We start from the raw sequence: 18,645 nt of genomic DNA, 5'->3' as shown, positions 1-18,645 counted from the left end.
GAGAAAGCTATAGCGTTTTTGCATAAGCGAAAATTAAAAAAGCCCCTCTCCAAAGGAGAGGGGTTGGGGTGAGGCTACTATTTTAAGCTGCCTATCATATTTTCAGGGCGTACCCACTCGTCAAACTGCTCGTTGGTTAGTAAACCTAAACCAATAGCTGCTTCGCGTAGTGAACTGCCGTTTTTAAGTGCTGTTTTAGCTATTTTAGCCGCGTTTTCATAACCGATATGCGGATTAAGCGCTGTCACCAGCATTAATGAATTTTCAAGGTGTTTTTTGATGCCTTCATAGTTTGGCTCAATGCCTACCGCGCAATGATCATTGAATGATACGCAGGCATCACCAATTAACCTTGCCGACTGCAGGAAGTTAGCAGCCATAACCGGTTTAAATACATTCAGCTCGTAGTGGCCGTTTGAGCCACCGATAGAAATAGCCACATCATTACCCATAACCTGTGCGGCTACCATGGTAACAGCCTCATTTTGGGTTGGGTTAACTTTACCCGGCATGATAGATGATCCCGGTTCGTTATCCGGAATATGGATCTCACCAATACCCGAACGCGGACCAGAAGCCAGCATCCTGATATCATTAGCAATTTTCATTAATGAAACCGCAATTTGTTTCAATGCGCCATGGCTTTCAACAATAGCATCGTGAGCGGCAAGGGCTTCAAATTTATTTTCGGCAGTGATGAACGGCAAGCCGGTGAACTGAGCGATATACTCAGCCACTTTTACATCATAACCTTTAGGTGTATTGATACCTGTACCTACTGCAGTACCACCAAGGGCAAGTTCCGACAGGTGGTCAAGCGTGTTACGTAATGCTTTTAAACCGTGGTTCAATTGTGAAACATAACCTGAAAACTCCTGACCTAAAGTAAGCGGGGTAGCATCCATCAGGTGGGTACGACCGATTTTTACTACCGATTTAAATGCCTCAACTTTAGCCTGCAAGGTATCGCGCAGTTTTTCGATACCCGGGATGGTTACATCAATCAGGATCTTGTATGCCGCGATGTGCATGGCAGTAGGGTAAGTATCATTTGATGATTGTGATTTGTTCACGTCATCATTGGGGTGGATGAAGGTTTTACCTTCGCCCAGTTTATTGCCTTGTAATACGTGCGCGCGGTTAGCAACAACCTCGTTCACGTTCATGTTTGACTGTGTGCCCGAGCCTGTTTGCCAGATCACCAGCGGAAACTCCGAAGCCAGCCCGCCAGCCAGGATCTCATCACACACCTGTGCAATCAAATCGCGTTTTTCTGCCGATAATACACCTAAATCGGTATTAGTAAAAGCGGCAGCCTTTTTCAGGTAAGCGAAAGCGTCGATAATTTCCTTTGGCATTGATGCTTCCGGACCAATTTTAAAATTATTGCGTGAGCGTTCGGTTTGCGCTCCCCAGTATTTGTCGGCAGGTACTTGTACCTCGCCCATGGTATCGTGTTCGGTTCTGAAACTCATGGTATTAAATTTTGCAGGGGCAAAGTTATGTTTTTATATGATGCGGGGGAACGCGGGGTGTAAACTTTTTGATAGGAATTGGATTGTTCGGAATAGGGAGTTATCTCCATTGTTGGTGACAGCAGCACAGTTGTTCGGAAAGTGACATTATACCTTTAAAAAAGTATGTCATGCGCAGCGTAGTGCGGCAATCTCGTAGCAATACAGGACGGAAATGCATAGCTACGAGATTACTTCGTCGTTCCTCCTCGTATGACATGTTTAAAAACGTCTGTCATCCTGAGCGAAAGCGAAGAATCTTCTTCAATATACAGAGCCGCCATGCAGGGCGAAGAAGATGCTTCGTTCCTCAGCATGACAAGCGATTAAAACCGGTTTTTCACAGCAGATCAGCTTCGGGTGAAAACGGGCAGAACAATGCGGGGAATGTGCGGCTGCAGGGGGCATAGCAAGTTTTTGCAGAAGCTGGGGATAGGGCGAATCGGGGCAAAATAATTGCAGCCCGTGGTTCTGTTCGTTTTGCAGGGCAAAGGCCGGGCGGTGGACTTAGGGTTGGATGTGCGCAAAGAAGCCTTTCTGCTGCAAGCCTTTTTGGGTACTTTTGTGGCGACAAAAGTACCTGGCCCGCGCGCGGCCAAGAGCGCGACGATGCAAGTTCATTACAACAATAGTCATTACCTGCCTCTGTGCGATTGCTTCGTGCCTCGCAATGACGTGGCGGATATGTCATTTGACCTTCACAGATTTCTATTTTCTTCCACTCAGCATAACAATTAGGGCTGATGTCATTTGACCTTCAAAGATTCCGATTCTCCCCACTACCACTTCACATCTTCAATTTTTACTACCTTATAATCAAAACCCAGTCTTTTGGCATTTTGTTCAACAGTTTGATCAAAGCCGGCTTGTTTACGGCGTTCGTTCACTTTAGCGGCATCTTTGATGGGCCAAACATAGTAACCCACTTTTTGACCGTTGCGTAATGGCTTTGATGTGGCCTGCGAACCATAGATCTGTTCTTTGCCCTCATACATCAACTGCCTGTCGAGCATCATGGCGTATAGCCTGAAAGGCATTTCTTTATTTTCCGCAGCGGTTTTTATAGCCGGAAGGTATTTATCTATTTTAGGCGAATGCTGCACCACCGACCATACAGCCTCATTGGTTGGCTCGCCAACAAGCGATTTACCGGGATAGCCGTATTTTGCAACTACGTTCTCAATAAAAACAAGATTGGTTGAATCGGCCTGGGTTTGCAATTTCCAATAGTAGCCTGTTGCTTCTTCAGGTTTAACGGGCAGCGTTTTCAGTATCGAATCCTTTTTACCCGGATCCATTAAATAAGTTAGTATTTCGCGGTATTTTTGATCAAGGGCCAGCACACTGTCAAGCTGCTTTTTTAAAACAGGATTAAACTTTTGCTGCGCAGATGCTGTGCAGGCCATCAAAAGCAACAGGGCGAGGATCAGGTTTTTCATAGTAAATAAGGTTTAAGCAAATAAACGCACAAACCTGTGTTACAAGTATAAGCTATCGGCCTTTTCAAACAATTTCCTGTTGCATTCCGTAGCGCCTAACGAGTAATTAAACCTTGATAAGGCATATAACAGCGGCAGTTTGGCCGGCGCTATCTCATTTTGCTGCAAATCGGTAAGCCAATCGGCACCGTCAAACTCGTTACGGTATTTTTTTTCAAGGCGTTCATAAATCCTGTAGGCGTCATCATGATCAAGCCATTCTGGCTTAATGTAAAGGCCGGTAAGGTCGCCCATCTTTTTACGCTCCTCGGCTTCTGCCGTATCAGCGCTACCAAAAACAAAATAAAAGTACAGCCATAACAATAAACCAGCCCCTCCAATTATAGAAGCGGTTGAGTCGCGCTCGATAAAAAACAATATAAAAGCTATAAAAGCGATGATCAGCGAAAACATGCGGGCATAACCGGCAATAATGCTTTGATAATTCAGCGGGATATTAAACCCGTTACGGCTTCGCCAGGCCGATCGGGTTACCAACATAGAACTGGTTGGGAACAGCGGAATGCCAATAACCACAAATTTGGTCTCTATCCACTGCCCATTTACTTCATGCACCTTGCCCAAAAACAATGATCCTATTAACATATCAGGTATAATTTAGTCGCGTTATTATAAACCTCAACTTATAAAAGTGCTTTTAAACAATTGTTAAATATTCATTAATATGTGAATAAGAGGGTTGAACAGCGCTTGGGCATTAGTTATTAAATTTTACAAATAAGAAAATCAAACTTAATTAACTATAAAGTGTTATAACTGACAAACAAACACAAAAAACACCTACTATGAAAAAGTTAAGTTTAATAGCGATGATGGCACTTGCGGCCTTATCGTTTCAGGCGTGTAATGGCGGTGCTAAAAATGGCGCCGCAGATAGTTCGGCAGCTGTAAAAGATACTGCCGACAGCGCTAACAAAGTTAAAGACACCACTACAACCGGCGCTACAGGCATCGCGGTTACTGCCGACGACGCCAAATTTGCTACCGGAGCAGCCAATGCAGGCTTAGCCGAAGTGGCAATCGGTCAGTTAGCCAGCGAAAAAGCCACCAATGCCAAAGTGAAAGACTTTGCCAAAATGATGGTTACCGACCATACCAAAGCCAATGACGAGCTAATGGCGCTTGCCAAAACTAAAAACATCAGCCTGCCAACTGAGCCGGATGCCGATCATCAGAAAAAGAAAACCGAGCTTGCCGCTAAATCAGGCGCCGACTTTGACAAAGCTTATGTTGATGCCATGGTTGACGGCCATAAAAAAGTAGCTTCAATGTTTGAAGATGCTTCAAAAAACTGCAAAGATCCTGACCTGAAAGCGTGGGCAGCCAAAACCTTGCCTACCATTCAGCACCACTTAGCCGAAATTGAGGCGATACAAAAAGGCATGAAATAATCAGCTATTGATTAATTCAGAACGGAAAAGGGAGATGTAACAATCTCCCTTTTTCTTTTTTATAACTTGTACGGGTGTAGCTAAAACGATACTTTTAACACAGTAAAATCTACTTTAAACATTATGTCGAAACCAATAGTAACCGGCCTCATGGCCTACGGAATGTCGGGACGGATTTTTCATGCCCCGTTTTTAACTACCAATCCCGGTTTTACTTTTAAGGCCGTGGTTGAGCGCCATGAAAAAAAGGCCGGTAAAAAATATCCGGATGTAATTAGCTACGATACTATCGATGAATTGCTTAATGATGATGAATTAGAACTTATCATTGTTAACACACCAAACAATACCCATTTTGATTATGCCGTACAGGCCCTGAACGCGGGCAAGCATGTTTTGATCGAAAAACCGGCTGCGGTAACTTCTCATGAGGTAAAAGCGCTGTATGATCTGGGCAAAAAGCTCGATCTGAAAGTGATGATTTACCAAAACCGCAGGTATGATAGTGGCTTCCTATCGGTAAAAGAAGTAATTGAAAGCGGCAGGTTAGGGGAGTTGATGGAGGTTCATTTCAGACTGGACAGGTACCGCATGGCCATAGGCGTTAAAAAATTCAAGGAAACCGCAGGCGTTCCGGGCGGTGGCCTTACTTATGACCTTGGCGCGCATTTGGTTGATAACGCAATCAGCATTTTTGGCCGGCCATTGAGCTATGAAAAAACCACAGCCGCATACCGGCCAGGCTCGCAGGTTGATGACTATTTTAACATTCACCTCAAATACCCTAACCAGCTTAATGTTTTCCTAACATCGGGCTTGCTGATTGCTGAGCATACCTACGGCTTTGTAGTTCATGGTACCTTAGGGAGCTTTGTTAAGATGCGCACCGATGTTCAGGAAGCTCAGCTTGATGCTGATATGATGCCTACCGACGAGGGCTTTGGTATTGAACCGGAAGGCAGCGACGGCAAACTGGTACTAATGGGTGCCGATGGACAAAAAACTGTAGAGTGGATAAAGTCACCAAAAGGTAATTATAACGGGATATTTGATGCCGTATATCATACCGTGCGCGAAAATGCGTTATTCCCGGTAGCCGAAGAGCATGTTGCCTGGCAAATTGAATTGCTTGAAAGCTAAAAATGTTGTAACTATGCTTATTAAACGCTAATTAAAATAATGAAGAAACTGTATTTACTGCTTTGTCTGATTATTGCCACCGGGTGCAGCCAGGCACAAACGCCACCTGCAAACTCGGGCTTACCGCCATATCACATCCTCACTACAGACAGTGTTTACGTTACTCCTGCAAACCTCAAAAAAAACAAGCCGGTAATGGTGATCTATTTTTCGCCTGATTGCAGCCATTGCCAGCACCTGATGTACGATCTTAAACCCGAACTGCCTAAATTAAAAGATGTGCAGATTGTGATGATCACCTTTATGCCTATGCTTAAAGGCATCCAAACTTTTCAGCGCGATTTTGACCTGGCCAAATACCATAACATCACCATTGGTACCGAGGGTTATACATACCTTGTGCAAAGGTTTTACGCCGTACAAACCACCCCATACATTGCTATTTATGATAAGTATGGTAAACTATTCCAGTCGTATCCCAAAGTGCCAAAAATTCCGGTGCTGATGGAAACGCTTAAAAAAGTATAAAGTATTTTAATGCTGATAGAAATCCGGTTAAACTTCGTGAAGTTTAACCGGATTTATTGTTTAATGAGCCATCAGGGTCTCTCGCTGAATACCCTGATGCATAAGCCCCGCAGATTCGCGGTTCTGAATATCTTGTTAGATGTTCAGAATGCTGTGGCGTCCAAACAATAAAGCGTCATTGCGAGGAACGAAGCAATCCCAAACTATACAGGGAGGATCTGCTAATTGGGGATTGCTTCGTACCTCGCAATGACGTGGAGTAGATATCATTTTACTTTCAGAGGTCACGATTTTACCCACTCGCAGCAATGACGATCTTATTTTTTCCATTTTTTATCAACATAATCAAAACCAATGAGGGGTACTGATTACGATTCAGAATAGTTACCTTTGCGGCCAATATTTAAGTTGACGATGAAGAATACCGCATTAACCGATATCCACGTAAAAACCGGTGCCAAAATGGTTCCATTTGCCGGTTATAACATGCCAGTTCAATACGCCGGAATTAACGCCGAGCACGAAACCGTACGCAAGGCTGTTGGCGTTTTTGACGTGAGCCACATGGGCGAATTCATTTTAAAAGGCGATAACGCGCTTGACCTGATCCAGCGTGTTACCAGCAACGATGCCGCGAAATTATACGATGGTAAAGTGCAGTATTCATGCCTGCCAAATGAAACCGGCGGTATTGTTGACGACCTGTTGGTTTACCGCATTGACGAGAAAACCTACATGCTGGTTGTTAATGCTTCAAACATTGAAAAAGACTGGGATTGGATCTCTAAATACAACACCAACGGCGTAGATATGAAAAACATATCTGATCGTACCTCGCTATTAGCAATCCAGGGACCAAAGGCAGCCGAAGCTTTACAAAGCCTTACCGAGGTGGATTTGGTGTCGATGGAATATTACACTTTCCAAAAAGGAACTTTTGCAGGTATTGATAACGTATTGATATCAGCTACAGGCTACACCGGAGCTGGTGGCTTCGAGATCTATTTTGAAAACCAATACGCAGAGCAGATTTGGGACGCCATTTTCAAAGCCGGCGAGCCATTCGGTATCAAACCAATTGGTTTAGGCGCACGCGATACCTTACGTTTGGAAATGGGTTTCTGCCTTTACGGTAATGATATTGATGATAACACCTCACCGCTTGAAGCCGGTTTAGGTTGGGTAACCAAATTCAACAAAGAATTCACCAATGCCGAAGCCTTACAGGCTCAAAAACAAGCAGGTGTAAGCCGCAAACTGGTTGGTTTTGAAATGATTGACCGCGGTATTCCACGTCATGATTACGCTATTGTTGATGCCGATGGTAACAATATTGGTAAAGTAACTTCGGGTACGCAGTCGCCATCATTACAAAAAGCTATTGGTATGGGCTATGTAGATACCGCTTTCGCTAAAGAAGGTACCGAAATCTACATCAGCATCAGGGACAATAAAATCAAAGCGCAGATTGTAAAACCTCCGTTTTATAAATAGTCATTCCTTCGGGTCATTGGGTCATTAAGTCATTTTATCAGCTTGCCCAATGACCCGTTTGGGTTAATGACACAATGACTTAATGATTTAATGAAAAAAGATTTACACGTTTGCCTTACCCCCGCATTGCTGCCACTTTTTAATGTGGAAGATTATATTGTAGTGGTTATTGATATTTTCAGGGCAACATCATCTATATGTTATGGTATTGAAAACGGTGCTGAGGCTATTATACCGGTATCACAAGTTGAGGAGTGTGCCGCGTATAGAGAGAAAGGGCTGGATTACCTTCTTGCCGCCGAGCGCGACGGATCGGTAGTTGATGGGTTTGATTTTGGCAACTCGCCATTTTCGTACACTAAAGAAAAAGTAGCCGGTAAAACAATAGTGCTAACTACCACCAATGGCACACATGCCCTGCATTTATCGCGCAGTGCAAAAAAAATTGTTATCGGTTCGTTCCTGAACCTTAATGCCTTAAGCAACTGGCTTAACACGCAAAACGAAAACATCCTGCTGGTATGTGCCGGCTGGAAAAACAATTTCAACCTGGAAGATACCCTGTTTGCAGGTGCTGTGGTTGACCAGTTAAAAGATAAAGGTTTTGTACTTGACGACGCCGCGATTGCTGCAAACGATCTTTTTCAGGCCGGTAAAAACGATATCAACGTTTATCTCAAGAAAACATCCCACGGCGAACGCCTTAAGAAATTAGGCATCGAAAAAGATATTGAGTTTTGCTTACAGATTGATTTTACTACGGCTATTCCTATTTTAGAAGGGGAGAAGCTGGTGAAATTGGCGGTGTAAAGAAATTATGTCATTGCGAGCGAAGCGTGGCAATCTCGTAGCCAATGCATATTTGATATGCTAAGCTACGAGATTGCTTCGTCGTTCCTCCTCGCAATGACATATTTATATGTATCAGGCGGTAAACGCTACAAGCGCCTTTTCAATCCTGCTGATGGTTTCTTCTTTACCAAGCAGGGCAACGATATCAAATACATGCGGGCCAAACTTACCGCCTACCAGCATAATGCGGAATGGCAGCATCACATCGCCCACCTTTAAGCCTTTTTGCTCACTAAGTGCTTTGAACTTAGCCTCCAGTTCATGCGCATCGATAGTAGATTCATTATTTAACAGGGCGATGAACTCACGATAAAACTCTGTTTTGGTATCAGTCCACTTAGGTTTTACCGCGTTAAGATCATACGCCGCCGGTTGCTCAAAAAAGAAGCCTGCCTGCTGATAAAAATCAGGTAATAGCACACAGCGATCTTTGATCAGGCCAACAACTTTTGCCAGGTACTCATCGTCGTTAACAGCAACTCCTTTATCAGCAAACACTTTCTTAACTGCCAGCTGCAAATCGCCTACTGCCAACTTCTTAATCCACTCGGCGTTGAACCATTTGGCTTTTTCAAAATCAAACTTAGCACCTGATTTATTAACACGCTCTATCGAGAATTTTTCAATCAGTTCGTCGAGCGTAAAAATTTCCTGCTCGGTACCGTCGTTCCAGCCTAAAGTAGCCAGCAGGTTCAGGAACGCTTCAGGCAAAAAGCCCAACTCGCGGAAACCCTGTGTTAATTCGCCCGATTTTGCATCAAACCAGTTCATAGCATAAACCGGGAAGCCCAACCGTGCGCCATCGCGCTTGCTCAGTTTGCCGTGCCCGTCTGGTTTTAATATCAGCGGTAAATGTGCCCACTGCGGCATATCAGCTTTCCAGCCCAAATACTCCCATAACAGCAAATGAACCGGGGCAGATGGCAACCATTCCTCCCCGCGGAAAGCGTGAGTGATCTTCATCAGGTAATCATCAACCACAACAGCCAAATGGTAAGTAGGCATACCATCGGCTTTTAACAATACTTTATCATCAACCTGGCTGGTTTCAAAGCTCACGTGGCCGCGGATCATGTCGTTAAAATTAACGGTTTCGCCCTCCGGCATTTTAATGCGGATCACGTGCGGTGTTCCGGCAGCAAGCAGTTCATCAACCTCGTGTTGAGGTAATGAAAGCGAGTTTCTTAAAGTATGACGATAAGCTAAGCCGTACTGAAAATTGGGAACTTCCTTACGGTTCTTGTCCAGCTCTTCGGCAGTATCAAAGGCATAATAAGCATGGCCTTCCATCACCAGGCGTTCGGCATATTCGCGGTAAAGCACTTTACGCTCGCTTTGGCGGTATGGCGCATACGGGCCTCCGGCAACCGGGCTTTCATCCGGGTGCAGACCGCACCATTTAAGGCAGTCTAAAATATATTCTTCCGCACCTTCCACATAACGGGTTTGGTCGGTATCCTCAATTCGTAAAACAAAATCGCCGCCATGTTTTTTGGCGAATAAATAGTTGAACAATACGGTGCGCACACCACCAAGGTGTAAACCACCGGTCGGGCTCGGCGCAAAACGGACTCTTACTTTTTTATCGGTCATGATGGGGGCAAAGATAGGTTATTAAGCGGAAAGCTTATAGTTCATAGATCATGGTTCATCGTATTATAGCAGAAATGGCGCAACTATGAACAATGAACCATCAACTATGAACCACTAACAAAAATTATATTTTACAAAGCAATTTTACGTTATTTGGGCTGTGCCCAGTATGAACCCATATCAACAGAAAAAACGTTGGAAATATTTACTCCTTACGTTTGCCGTAGTAATTGCAATTGGCTCATTGGTTTATACCCGTTACCTGGTAAAAAACATCGCCCGCTCCGAGCGTACACGCGCCCAGGTTTGGGCCATGACTATGAGGCAGTTACTCAATTCGGACGATGACGATTTTTTTAATTACGTAATTGCTGTACGCGATAGCTTAACGGTACCGGCTATTATTACCGACGAAAAAGGGGAGATCATTTTAAGTCGCGGATTGGACACCTCAAAAGCCTATACCAAGCTGGAAGCCGAGTATAAAAAGAAAAAATACGACCCGAGCTACTTTAAGGAAGAGCTTGCTTATATGAAGGAGCAGCATGCGCCTATCAAGTTTAAAGTTTTGGGCGACGACAATTATGTTTACTATAAAGATTCGGCCCTGCTCACGCAGCTTCGCTTGTTCCCCTACGTCCAGCTCACGGTAATTGCCATATTTTTATTGACGGCCTATACGGCTTTCAGTTCCTCGCGCAAATCGGAGCAAGACCAGGTTTGGGTTGGTTTGGCCAAGGAAACCGCTCATCAGTTGGGCACACCCATATCATCGCTCATTGCATGGATTGAGTTGATGAAGGAGAAATTTAACGCCGAAGACGATGTGCTGATAGCCGAGATGGAGAACGACGTAAAGCGTCTGGAAATTGTGGCAGATCGTTTTTCTAAAATAGGCTCCAAATCAGTTCTGGAAGAGCATGGCGTTTATGCCGTAGTGAAAGATTTTGTTGATTACTTTAAAGTCCGCGTAAGCAAAAATATCAGCTTTGAACTTACCGGTAACCCACACTTAAAAGCCGGACTTAACATTCCGCTGTTTGATTGGGTGATAGAAAACATATTAAAAAATGCCGTTAACGCCATTGAAGGCAAGGGCAGCATCAAGGTGGAGATCAGCGGAAACAAGGTAAAAAACCAGATCTTTATCGATATTACAGATACCGGCAAGGGGATTCCACGCTCTAAATTCGATACCGTTTTTCAACCCGGCTATACTACGCGCAAGCGGGGCTGGGGACTGGGCTTATCGCTTACCAAACGTATAGTGGAGAACTACCATAACGGGCAGATTTTTGTGAAGGATTCGGAAGTAGGGAAGGGAACAACTTTCAGGATAGTATTAAAAAACACGCGCAATGATAACAAAACCAAAACCAGGTGATTATTCGCCGTTTGCAGCGGGATATGTGGGGCTTGTTGGCGACAATAATGTAATTAACATGCTTGAACAGCAAATGGATACCAGCTACAAGCTGTTCAGCAATTTAACCAACGAGCAGGGTTTATATGCCTACGCTCCGGACAAATGGACAGTTAAACAGGCTTTGGGGCACATGATTGATACCGAGCGAACCTTTGCCTACCGCGCCCTGGTATTTTCACGCAACTATACCGAACTGCCTGGTTTTGATCAGGATGTATATGTTAACAATACCGACTTTAATAGCCAGGATATAAAAGACCTTGCCGAAGAGTTCCGGGCCTTACGCCAGGCTAACCTGTACATGGTTAAAGCTTTCACCGATGAACAATTAGCCCGTACCGGGATAGCCAGTAACCATCTGTTTACCGTTATATCATTTGTATATATGCTGGCCGGACACGAACGCCACCATTTAAATTTATTTAAAGAGCGGTACGGGATTGAGTAAAACACTCAAAACTCTTCGTATCCGGCAATCAGCAATCCGGTCTTTACAGCGATAATAGTCAACAAAAAAGCCCCTGTTTTGCAGGGGCTTCAATATTGCCAGGAGTGTTCGTTACTTTTCAAAAACCTTTTCTTCTTTATCCAGCACTTCCCTTTTTTCGATGCGGTATGATAAAAACAGACCGGCTCCTCCAAAAACAGCTATCAGCGATACATATAAAAAGAAAACATCGTCATCAAAACTATTGAATATACCACGGTTTAAAACATAGGCTAAAAACAAGCCGATACCTGAACCGATGAGCAGCAAGCCCCATTTTAAATTTTGATAAGGAGCCGATTGCGGTTTATAACTCCTTGGATCCATGTTTCTTTCGATCATTGCTAATTTCTCCCGTTTGTTTAAATAAACGATCCCGAAGATCATTGCGAATAAGCTGAGGGGTATTATTATTCCTGCTAATACACCCAATTCACCTGCGCCCATAATATTTGTTTTTTTAATTAAGTTAATATTGTTCTTTATCTCTGCAAATACCCCGTTGTGGTGTATTTGTAAACTATGACCACACGTTTTTTAAACAGGTTACACCCTAAATAAAAAAATATTTCCACTCCCCCTTTAGGGGGCCGGGGGGCTTGTGTACCTTTGCCTTAATGATTAGTGCGGCTACTTCTTTTAACCTGCTGGGGCAGGATCTTTTATTATTACCACAAAAAGCTATTTACTGGCAACAACAAAACGCCCTGATCATTGCAGATGTGCATTTGGGCAAGGTTGGGCATTTCCGAAAGGCGGGCATAGCAGTACCGCGCGATATGGAGCAAAGCGACCTGGCCGTACTGTCGGACCTGATCTACGAACACAGACCGGAGAAGTTAATTTTTCTGGGCGATCTGTTTCATAGCGATATGAATAATGATTGGGATTGGTTTATTCTCTGGAGAAGCCAGTTCCCGGCATTACAGATTGTGCTGATCCGGGGCAATCATGATATCATTGCAGATAAACATTACCACAACCTGAATATCGAACTACACGACGAACTATTGATTGGCCCTTTCCTGATGATGCACCATCCGCTGGCCAATGACCAGGAGGAAAAAGCCGGTTACGTTTTTTGCGGGCACATCCACCCCGGGGTAAACCTGAGCGGTAAGGCGCGTCAAAGTATAACCTTGCCTTGCTTTGCTTTTGGCGGCAAACAGGGGATCTTGCCATCCTTCGGGAAATTTACCGGCCGGGTTGCTATCCGCAGCGTTCAAACCGACAGGATCTTTGCCGTTTTAAAAGACAAAGTTGTGCCTATCGCTTAAGGATGCTTTTTTAAATACTGCTGAACCTCTAAATAAACCTGGCTAAAAGTAATGTCCCGCTCAATAATATGCCAATTGCCATCAACCAAATCATAGCGTGGCAGTCGGGTTAAGCTCCAGTTTTGAGTATTGGGCGAATCATCGCCTTTCAGGTCTGATACCTGTGTCCAGGTTATTTTATCTTCATCAACGGCGGTTGTCCACCAATCCCGTTTGGTATCCATCGATACGCTGATCACTTCAAAGCCACCTTTACCAAGGTCCTTAAGCATGGTTTTAATTTCGGCATGGTTGATCCGGGCAATCTGGTTTCCAGCCCTCCAAAAATCAATCAGGAAAATTTTCTTATGCATGCCTTTAGGATCAAACGGCTTGCCGCTTATCAATTTGCCGGCAATAGGCGGCGCTTCGTGGCCGGGTACCAATTTTATCAGTTTACTTAATTTATCACCAATCTCTTTGCCATCTTCGGTAGCTTTAACTACCGGGCTAAATTTCTGGTAAATCTTATTATAAAAAACAGGATCGCTTTCATAATCCTGTCTCAGCATAACATGCGCGCCAATGGTATTCTGTGGGTTTTCGGTTACATACTTTTCAAATGCCCGCTCCACTATACCATACTTTTTACCCTCCAGTTCAGATACCGAATTAAGCAGTGCATTAAACTGATCCTTGGGTAAGGCATCAGATGCTTTACTGTTAACTTTAGCGTTTAGCTCGGCCAGTTTTTGGTTCAGGTCGCCATTCATCTGGTCAACCATGGTATAAAATGCTGTTAACTGCTGTTGCGTAGCAGATGAGGGGGCGGTTATTTTGGGGTAATTTGCAAGCTTATCCGCTTCGGCCTCAATGGTATATTTCCCGTCTTCCAAATAAATCTCAAAGGGATTGTGCTGCTCCCGCGAATTGGCATCATCGGTTATATCCATCACATAATAGCCCGGCACTTCAAGCACCTTGCTTTCTATATGAAATTTGCCATCTTTAATATTTACCCCGTAAAGCGAGTTTTTTGAATGGTCTTTAACAATAAATACGCCGCTTTTAACCCCTTTAGCGGTTCCATCAAACTCAACATGAGCGTATTTGGTAGTGCATCCGCTGATGGCAAGGGCAAGTAAAACAACCGAAAAACTTTTCATAGATAAAATTTAGACAGCACTAATATAGTACAACAGGCATAATTGGCATAAAAAAAGAACGCATTGCTTTAGATTGATTCTAAATAGATTTTTGGTCTTCAATAAGCCAAAACCTCTTCTATGTTTTGTTATTTAATAAATACTTTTGCCTTATAAATCCAATTCATAATGAGCGAATTCAAACAAACCTTAAACTCGTCGCTGGGCAAAAAGCTGATCATGGCTTTAACAGGCTTGTTTCTGTGCACGTTTTTAATTGTGCACGTAGGCGGCAACCTGCTATTGTTTAACAACGATAACGGTTTCAGTTTTAACGTGTATGCCAACTTCCTTACGCATTTCCCGCCTATTGAAGTTATAGCATACCTGTTGTACCTTTCTATTTTGGTGCATGCACTATACGGCCTGATCCTGACTGTCAAAAACCGTAAAGCCCGCCCGGTACGCTATGCAGTAGCGGCAAAATCTGATGCCTCATGGTCATCAAAAAACATGGGCCTTTTAGGTTCAATCATGTTCCTGTTTATCGTTATCCACATGGGCGATTTCTGGTTTCGTTACCACAACGACAAAACCATGGGCTTTAAAGAGTACCGTACCGATCTGGCAACAGGCGAAACAAAAGTTAGTGATTATACTCCTGCTAACGCTGAATTCAGCCACTCGGTATCAACCGAAAACAATGTGGAAGTTGTTAGGGTAAAGGACTTGCACGCACGTGTTGCTTATAGCTTCAGCAACCTTATTTACGTTATATTTTACGTAATAGCTATGGGTGCTGTAGCATTTCACTTGTTACATGGTTTCCAGAGCGCGTTCCGTACGCTGGGCTGGGTACACCGTAAATATACTCCGGTAGTTTATTTTATTGGCACATGGCTGTTTGCGGTTATTATTCCGCTTGCTTTTGCCGCCATGCCGGTTTATTATTACTATTTATCAACCCAGGGAGCTCACTAAGTTTAGCTGGCCAAAAGCCATAAACATAAATACAAAGAAGAGATGACATTAGATGCTAAAATTCCTCAAGGCCCATTAGCCGAAAAATGGAGCAAGCATAAATTTGATCTGAAGCTGGTTAACCCCGCCAACAAGCGTAAATACGATATCATTATTGTAGGTACCGGTTTGGCCGGCGCTTCGGCAGCTGCCACCTTGGGCGAGCTGGGTTACAACGTTAAGGCATTTTGTTTTCAGGACAGTCCCCGCCGTGCGCACTCTATTGCTGCACAAGGTGGTATCAATGCCGCTAAAAACTACCAGAACGACGGCGACAGCGTTTTCCGTTTATTTTACGATACCATTAAAGGTGGCGATTACCGTGCCCGCGAATCAAACGTTCACCGTTTGGCCGAAGTTTCGGTAAACATTATTGACCAGTGCGTAGCACAAGGCGTACCTTTTGCCCGCGAATACGGCGGCTTGCTGGATAACCGTTCATTCGGTGGTTCACAGGTATCCCGTACTTTCTACGCAAGGGGCCAGACAGGACAGCAGCTTTTATTAGGCGCATACTCCGCCCTTAACCGCCAGATCCATGCCGGTAAAGTAAAAATGTACACCCGCCACGAAATGCTTGACGTGGTAACTATCGATGGCCATGCCAAAGGTATTGTTACCCGTAACATGCTAACCGGCGCTATTGATACCCATGCTGGTCATGCGGTATTGTTATGTACCGGTGGCTACAGCAACGTATTCTACCTGTCAACAAACGCTATTGGCTCAAACGTAACGGCAGCCTGGAGGGCACACAAACGCGGTGCTTTCTTCGGTAACCCTTGCTATACTCAAATTCACCCAACCTGTATCCCGGTAACCGGCGATCACCAGTCTAAGCTTACGCTGATGTCTGAGTCGCTGCGTAACGACGGTAGGGTATGGGCTCCTAAAACTGTTGAAATTGCCGAGCAATTACGTAAAGGCACATTGAAAGCAGACCAGGTTAAAGAGGACGATCGTGATTATTTCCTTGAGCGTAAATACCCGGCTTTCGGTAACCTTGTTCCGCGCGACGTGGCTTCACGTAACGCAAAGGAAATGGTTGAAGAAGGTAAAGGTGTAGGTGGATCTGGTTTCGCAGTATTCCTTGATTTTGCCGATGCTATTAAGCGTTTAGGCGAAGAAACCGTTAAAGCCAAATACGGTAACCTGTTTGATATGTACATCCAGATCACGGATGAAAACCCATATAAACAACCAATGCGTATTTACCCTGCGGTTCACTATACCATGGGCGGTCTTTGGGTTGATTATAACCTGAGCACTACAATCCCCGGCTTATATGCTTTGGGCGAGTGTAACTTCTCTGACCACGGTGCTAACCGCCTTGGTGCATCTGCACTGATGCAGGGTTTATCAGATGGCTACTTCGTGATCCCTTATACCCTTGGTGATTACCTGGCTAAGATCGGCCCTAAAAAGGTTGACACTAACCACCCAGCTTTTGCAGCCACCAAAAAAGACGTAGTTGACCACGTAAATAAATTACTGGCCCTTAAAGGCACTAAAACTACTAACGAGTACCACCGCGAGCTTGGCCACATTATGTGGGAATATTGCGGTATGGCCCGTACCGACGAAGGTTTGAGAAAAGCAAAAGGCCTGATCCAGGCATTGAAAGCTGATTTCTGGAAAAACGCTATCGTAACCGGCGAGAACGAAGAAGTAAACGCTTCGTTAGAAAGAGCTGGCCGCGTAGCCGATTTCATTGAACTTGGCGAGCTGATGATCGACGACGCTTTGATGCGTAAAGAATCATGCGGTGGCCACTTCAGGGTTGAATCACAAACTGCAGATGGTGAAGCATTACGTGATGACGAAAACTTCGCGTTTGTAGCTGCCTGGGAATTCAAAGGCGAAAATCAGCCGGAAGAATTACATAAAGAGCAATTGACATTTGAAGCAGTTCACCTGTCTCAAAGAAACTATGCTTAATCTTAGATATGAGATATTAGATGTGAGATTTGAGACAATAAATAGTTCTGGATCTCTCATCTAAAACCTCGATTTTAATATTTGAAGAACATGCACAATTTAAAAGAATTGAAAATTTGGCAAAAGGCCATTGATTTAGCGGTTTTGGTTTACAAGGCAACCGCAAATTATCCGCCCGATGAACGATTTGGCTTAACAAGTCAAATAAGACGTGCAGCTGTTTCAATTCCTTCAAATATTGCCGAAGGAGCAGGACGAAATTCAAACAAAGAGTTTTCCCGTTTTTTAGGCATTGCTAATGGTTCTTCATATGAGCTGCAAACACAATTAGTTATATCAAATAAATTAGGCCTTTTAAAAGACGACGTATTAAATGATCTACTTAAGCAGATCGAAGAATTGCAAAAAATGAACTATGCTTTTCAAAAAATGCTGTCAAACTAACTGATAAAAAGTCTCATGTCTCAAATCTCATATCTCAAATCTAAATAGAATGAACGGAAATATGAACCTGACGCTTAAAGTATGGCGTCAAAAAAATGCTCAAACCTCGGGTAAATTTGTAAGCTACAAAGCTGAAAATATTTCGCCTGACATGTCGTTCCTTGAAATGCTCGACGTGGTTAACGAAAGCCTTACCCATAAAGGTGACGAGCCAATTAACTTTGACCACGACTGCCGCGAAGGCATCTGCGGTATGTGTTCATTATATATCAACGGTCACCCACACGGACCAAAGCGCGGTATCACTACCTGCCAGCTGCACATGCGTACCTTCCACGATGGCGAAACTATCACCATTGAGCCATGGCGCGCCGAAGCATTCCCTATCGTAAAAGACTTGGCGGTTGACCGTTCAGCTTTCGACAGGATCCAGCAGGCAGGCGGTTACGTTTCGGTAAACACAGGTGGTGTACCTGATGGTAACGCAATCCCAATTCCTAAAGTTATTGCTGACGAGGCCTTCAACTCAGCTACCTGTATCGGTTGCGGAGCATGCGTTGCAGCTTGTAAAAATGCTTCGGCTATGCTGTTTGTATCTGCTAAGATCACCCAGTTAGGTTTATTACCACAAGGTCAGCCAGAGCGTTACCGTCGTGTGCAATCAATGGTTGCCCAGATGGATGAAGAAGGATTTGGTAGCTGTACCAACACCGGTGCCTGCGAAGCTGAGTGCCCTAAGGAAATTAAATTGACCAACATTGCCCGCATGAACAACGACTATTTCAGCGCGAAACTGTTCAGGGAAGATGAAGTACACGAACAAGGTCATTAATTGATCTTTTGTTTAAGATATAGTAACGGCCCGGTTTCACCGGGCCGTTTTTGTTTTAGGAGTGATATAACAGATAAAACCATGTC

Annotated in this window: 18 protein-coding genes; 12 read left to right on the top strand and 6 right to left on the bottom strand. The window is 44.1% G+C overall.

Features of this window, described 5'->3' with window-relative positions; genetic code table 11:
* Positions 1-77 precede the first annotated feature (77 nt).
* The 3 genes from fumC to DEO27_RS25920 all read right to left on the bottom strand — a co-directional run bounded on the left by fumC (position 78) and on the right by DEO27_RS25920 (position 3,598).
* Positions 78-1,475, bottom strand: coding sequence for a class II fumarate hydratase (gene fumC, locus DEO27_RS25930; protein WP_112575582.1), 1,398 nt, complete (start codon positions 1,473-1,475; stop codon positions 78-80).
* 818 nt (positions 1,476-2,293) lie between these two features.
* Positions 2,294-2,953, bottom strand: a complete 660-nt coding sequence (locus tag DEO27_RS25925; protein ID WP_112572736.1) for a DUF6624 domain-containing protein — start codon at positions 2,951-2,953, stop codon at positions 2,294-2,296.
* Between the two features lie 39 nt (positions 2,954-2,992).
* Entirely contained in the window at positions 2,993-3,598 is a 606-nt protein-coding gene (locus tag DEO27_RS25920) for a hypothetical protein (protein ID WP_112572738.1), read from the bottom strand.
* Between the two features lie 200 nt (positions 3,599-3,798).
* Here DEO27_RS25920 and DEO27_RS25915 point away from each other — a divergent pair, with 200 nt between their 5' ends.
* The 5 genes from DEO27_RS25915 to DEO27_RS25895 all read left to right on the top strand — a co-directional run bounded on the left by DEO27_RS25915 (position 3,799) and on the right by DEO27_RS25895 (position 8,376).
* Positions 3,799-4,404 (top strand): DUF4142 domain-containing protein, encoded by a 606-nt coding sequence (locus DEO27_RS25915; RefSeq protein WP_112572740.1) that lies wholly within the window; start codon positions 3,799-3,801, stop codon positions 4,402-4,404.
* A gap of 123 nt (positions 4,405-4,527) precedes the next feature.
* Positions 4,528-5,544 (top strand): Gfo/Idh/MocA family oxidoreductase, encoded by a 1,017-nt coding sequence (locus DEO27_RS25910; protein WP_112572742.1) that lies wholly within the window; start codon positions 4,528-4,530, stop codon positions 5,542-5,544.
* Positions 5,545-5,583: 39 nt separating this feature from the next.
* Positions 5,584-6,072 carry a TlpA family protein disulfide reductase gene (locus DEO27_RS25905; RefSeq protein WP_112572744.1) on the top strand — a complete coding sequence of 163 codons (489 nt, stop codon included), beginning with the start codon at positions 5,584-5,586 and terminating at the stop codon, positions 6,070-6,072.
* Between the two features lie 414 nt (positions 6,073-6,486).
* Positions 6,487-7,566, top strand: coding sequence for a glycine cleavage system aminomethyltransferase GcvT (gene gcvT, locus DEO27_RS25900; protein WP_112572746.1), 1,080 nt, complete (start codon positions 6,487-6,489; stop codon positions 7,564-7,566).
* 90 nt (positions 7,567-7,656) lie between these two features.
* Entirely contained in the window at positions 7,657-8,376 is a 720-nt protein-coding gene (locus tag DEO27_RS25895; protein ID WP_112572747.1) for a 2-phosphosulfolactate phosphatase, read from the top strand.
* Between the two features lie 114 nt (positions 8,377-8,490).
* Here the strand turns inward: DEO27_RS25895 and gltX are convergent, their stop codons facing one another.
* Positions 8,491-10,011 (bottom strand): glutamate--tRNA ligase, encoded by a 1,521-nt coding sequence (gene gltX / locus DEO27_RS25890; protein WP_112572749.1) that lies wholly within the window; start codon positions 10,009-10,011, stop codon positions 8,491-8,493.
* 169 nt (positions 10,012-10,180) lie between these two features.
* Here gltX and DEO27_RS25885 point away from each other — a divergent pair, with 169 nt between their 5' ends.
* Together DEO27_RS25885 and DEO27_RS25880 are read left to right on the top strand one after the other, a co-directional pair.
* Positions 10,181-11,395, top strand: a complete 1,215-nt coding sequence (locus DEO27_RS25885; RefSeq protein ID WP_112572751.1) for a sensor histidine kinase — start codon at positions 10,181-10,183, stop codon at positions 11,393-11,395.
* Entirely contained in the window at positions 11,370-11,885 is a 516-nt protein-coding gene (locus DEO27_RS25880; RefSeq protein WP_223818055.1) for a DinB family protein, read from the top strand. Before DEO27_RS25885 ends, DEO27_RS25880 begins: the two co-directional genes overlap by 26 nt.
* Positions 11,886-11,996: 111 nt before the next feature.
* Here DEO27_RS25880 and DEO27_RS25875 read toward each other — a convergent pair whose 3' ends face one another.
* A complete protein-coding gene (locus DEO27_RS25875; protein WP_317132989.1) occupies positions 11,997-12,311 on the bottom strand; it encodes a DUF6249 domain-containing protein in 315 nt (104 codons plus the stop codon).
* A gap of 230 nt (positions 12,312-12,541) precedes the next feature.
* Here DEO27_RS25875 and pdeM point away from each other — a divergent pair, with 230 nt between their 5' ends.
* Complete coding sequence (gene pdeM / locus DEO27_RS25870; protein WP_112572755.1) at positions 12,542-13,201, top strand: ligase-associated DNA damage response endonuclease PdeM; 660 nt, start codon at positions 12,542-12,544, stop codon at positions 13,199-13,201.
* Here the strand turns inward: pdeM and DEO27_RS25865 are convergent.
* Positions 13,198-14,346 carry a hypothetical protein gene (locus tag DEO27_RS25865; RefSeq protein ID WP_112572757.1) on the bottom strand — a complete coding sequence of 383 codons (1,149 nt, stop codon included), beginning with the start codon at positions 14,344-14,346 and terminating at the stop codon, positions 13,198-13,200. The two genes, pdeM and DEO27_RS25865, sit on opposite strands and share 4 nt — an antisense overlap.
* Positions 14,347-14,514: 168 nt before the next feature.
* Between DEO27_RS25865 and DEO27_RS25860 the strand changes: the two genes are divergently transcribed.
* The 4 genes from DEO27_RS25860 to DEO27_RS25845 all read left to right on the top strand — a co-directional run bounded on the left by DEO27_RS25860 (position 14,515) and on the right by DEO27_RS25845 (position 18,559).
* Positions 14,515-15,306, top strand: coding sequence for a succinate dehydrogenase cytochrome b subunit (locus tag DEO27_RS25860; protein ID WP_112572759.1), 792 nt, complete (start codon positions 14,515-14,517; stop codon positions 15,304-15,306).
* Positions 15,307-15,348: 42 nt separating this feature from the next.
* Positions 15,349-17,283, top strand: coding sequence for a fumarate reductase/succinate dehydrogenase flavoprotein subunit (locus DEO27_RS25855; RefSeq protein ID WP_112572761.1), 1,935 nt, complete (start codon positions 15,349-15,351; stop codon positions 17,281-17,283).
* Between the two features lie 90 nt (positions 17,284-17,373).
* Positions 17,374-17,727 (top strand): four helix bundle protein, encoded by a 354-nt coding sequence (locus DEO27_RS25850; protein WP_112572763.1) that lies wholly within the window; start codon positions 17,374-17,376, stop codon positions 17,725-17,727.
* A gap of 49 nt (positions 17,728-17,776) precedes the next feature.
* Positions 17,777-18,559 carry a succinate dehydrogenase/fumarate reductase iron-sulfur subunit gene (locus tag DEO27_RS25845; protein WP_112572765.1) on the top strand — a complete coding sequence of 261 codons (783 nt, stop codon included), beginning with the start codon at positions 17,777-17,779 and terminating at the stop codon, positions 18,557-18,559.
* Positions 18,560-18,645 lie beyond the last annotated feature (86 nt).

It is taken from the genome of Mucilaginibacter rubeus (genome assembly GCF_003286415.2).
Lineage (GTDB): Bacteria > Bacteroidota > Bacteroidia > Sphingobacteriales > Sphingobacteriaceae > Mucilaginibacter > Mucilaginibacter rubeus_A.
This window is presented reverse-complemented; position numbering and strand designations above follow the sequence as displayed.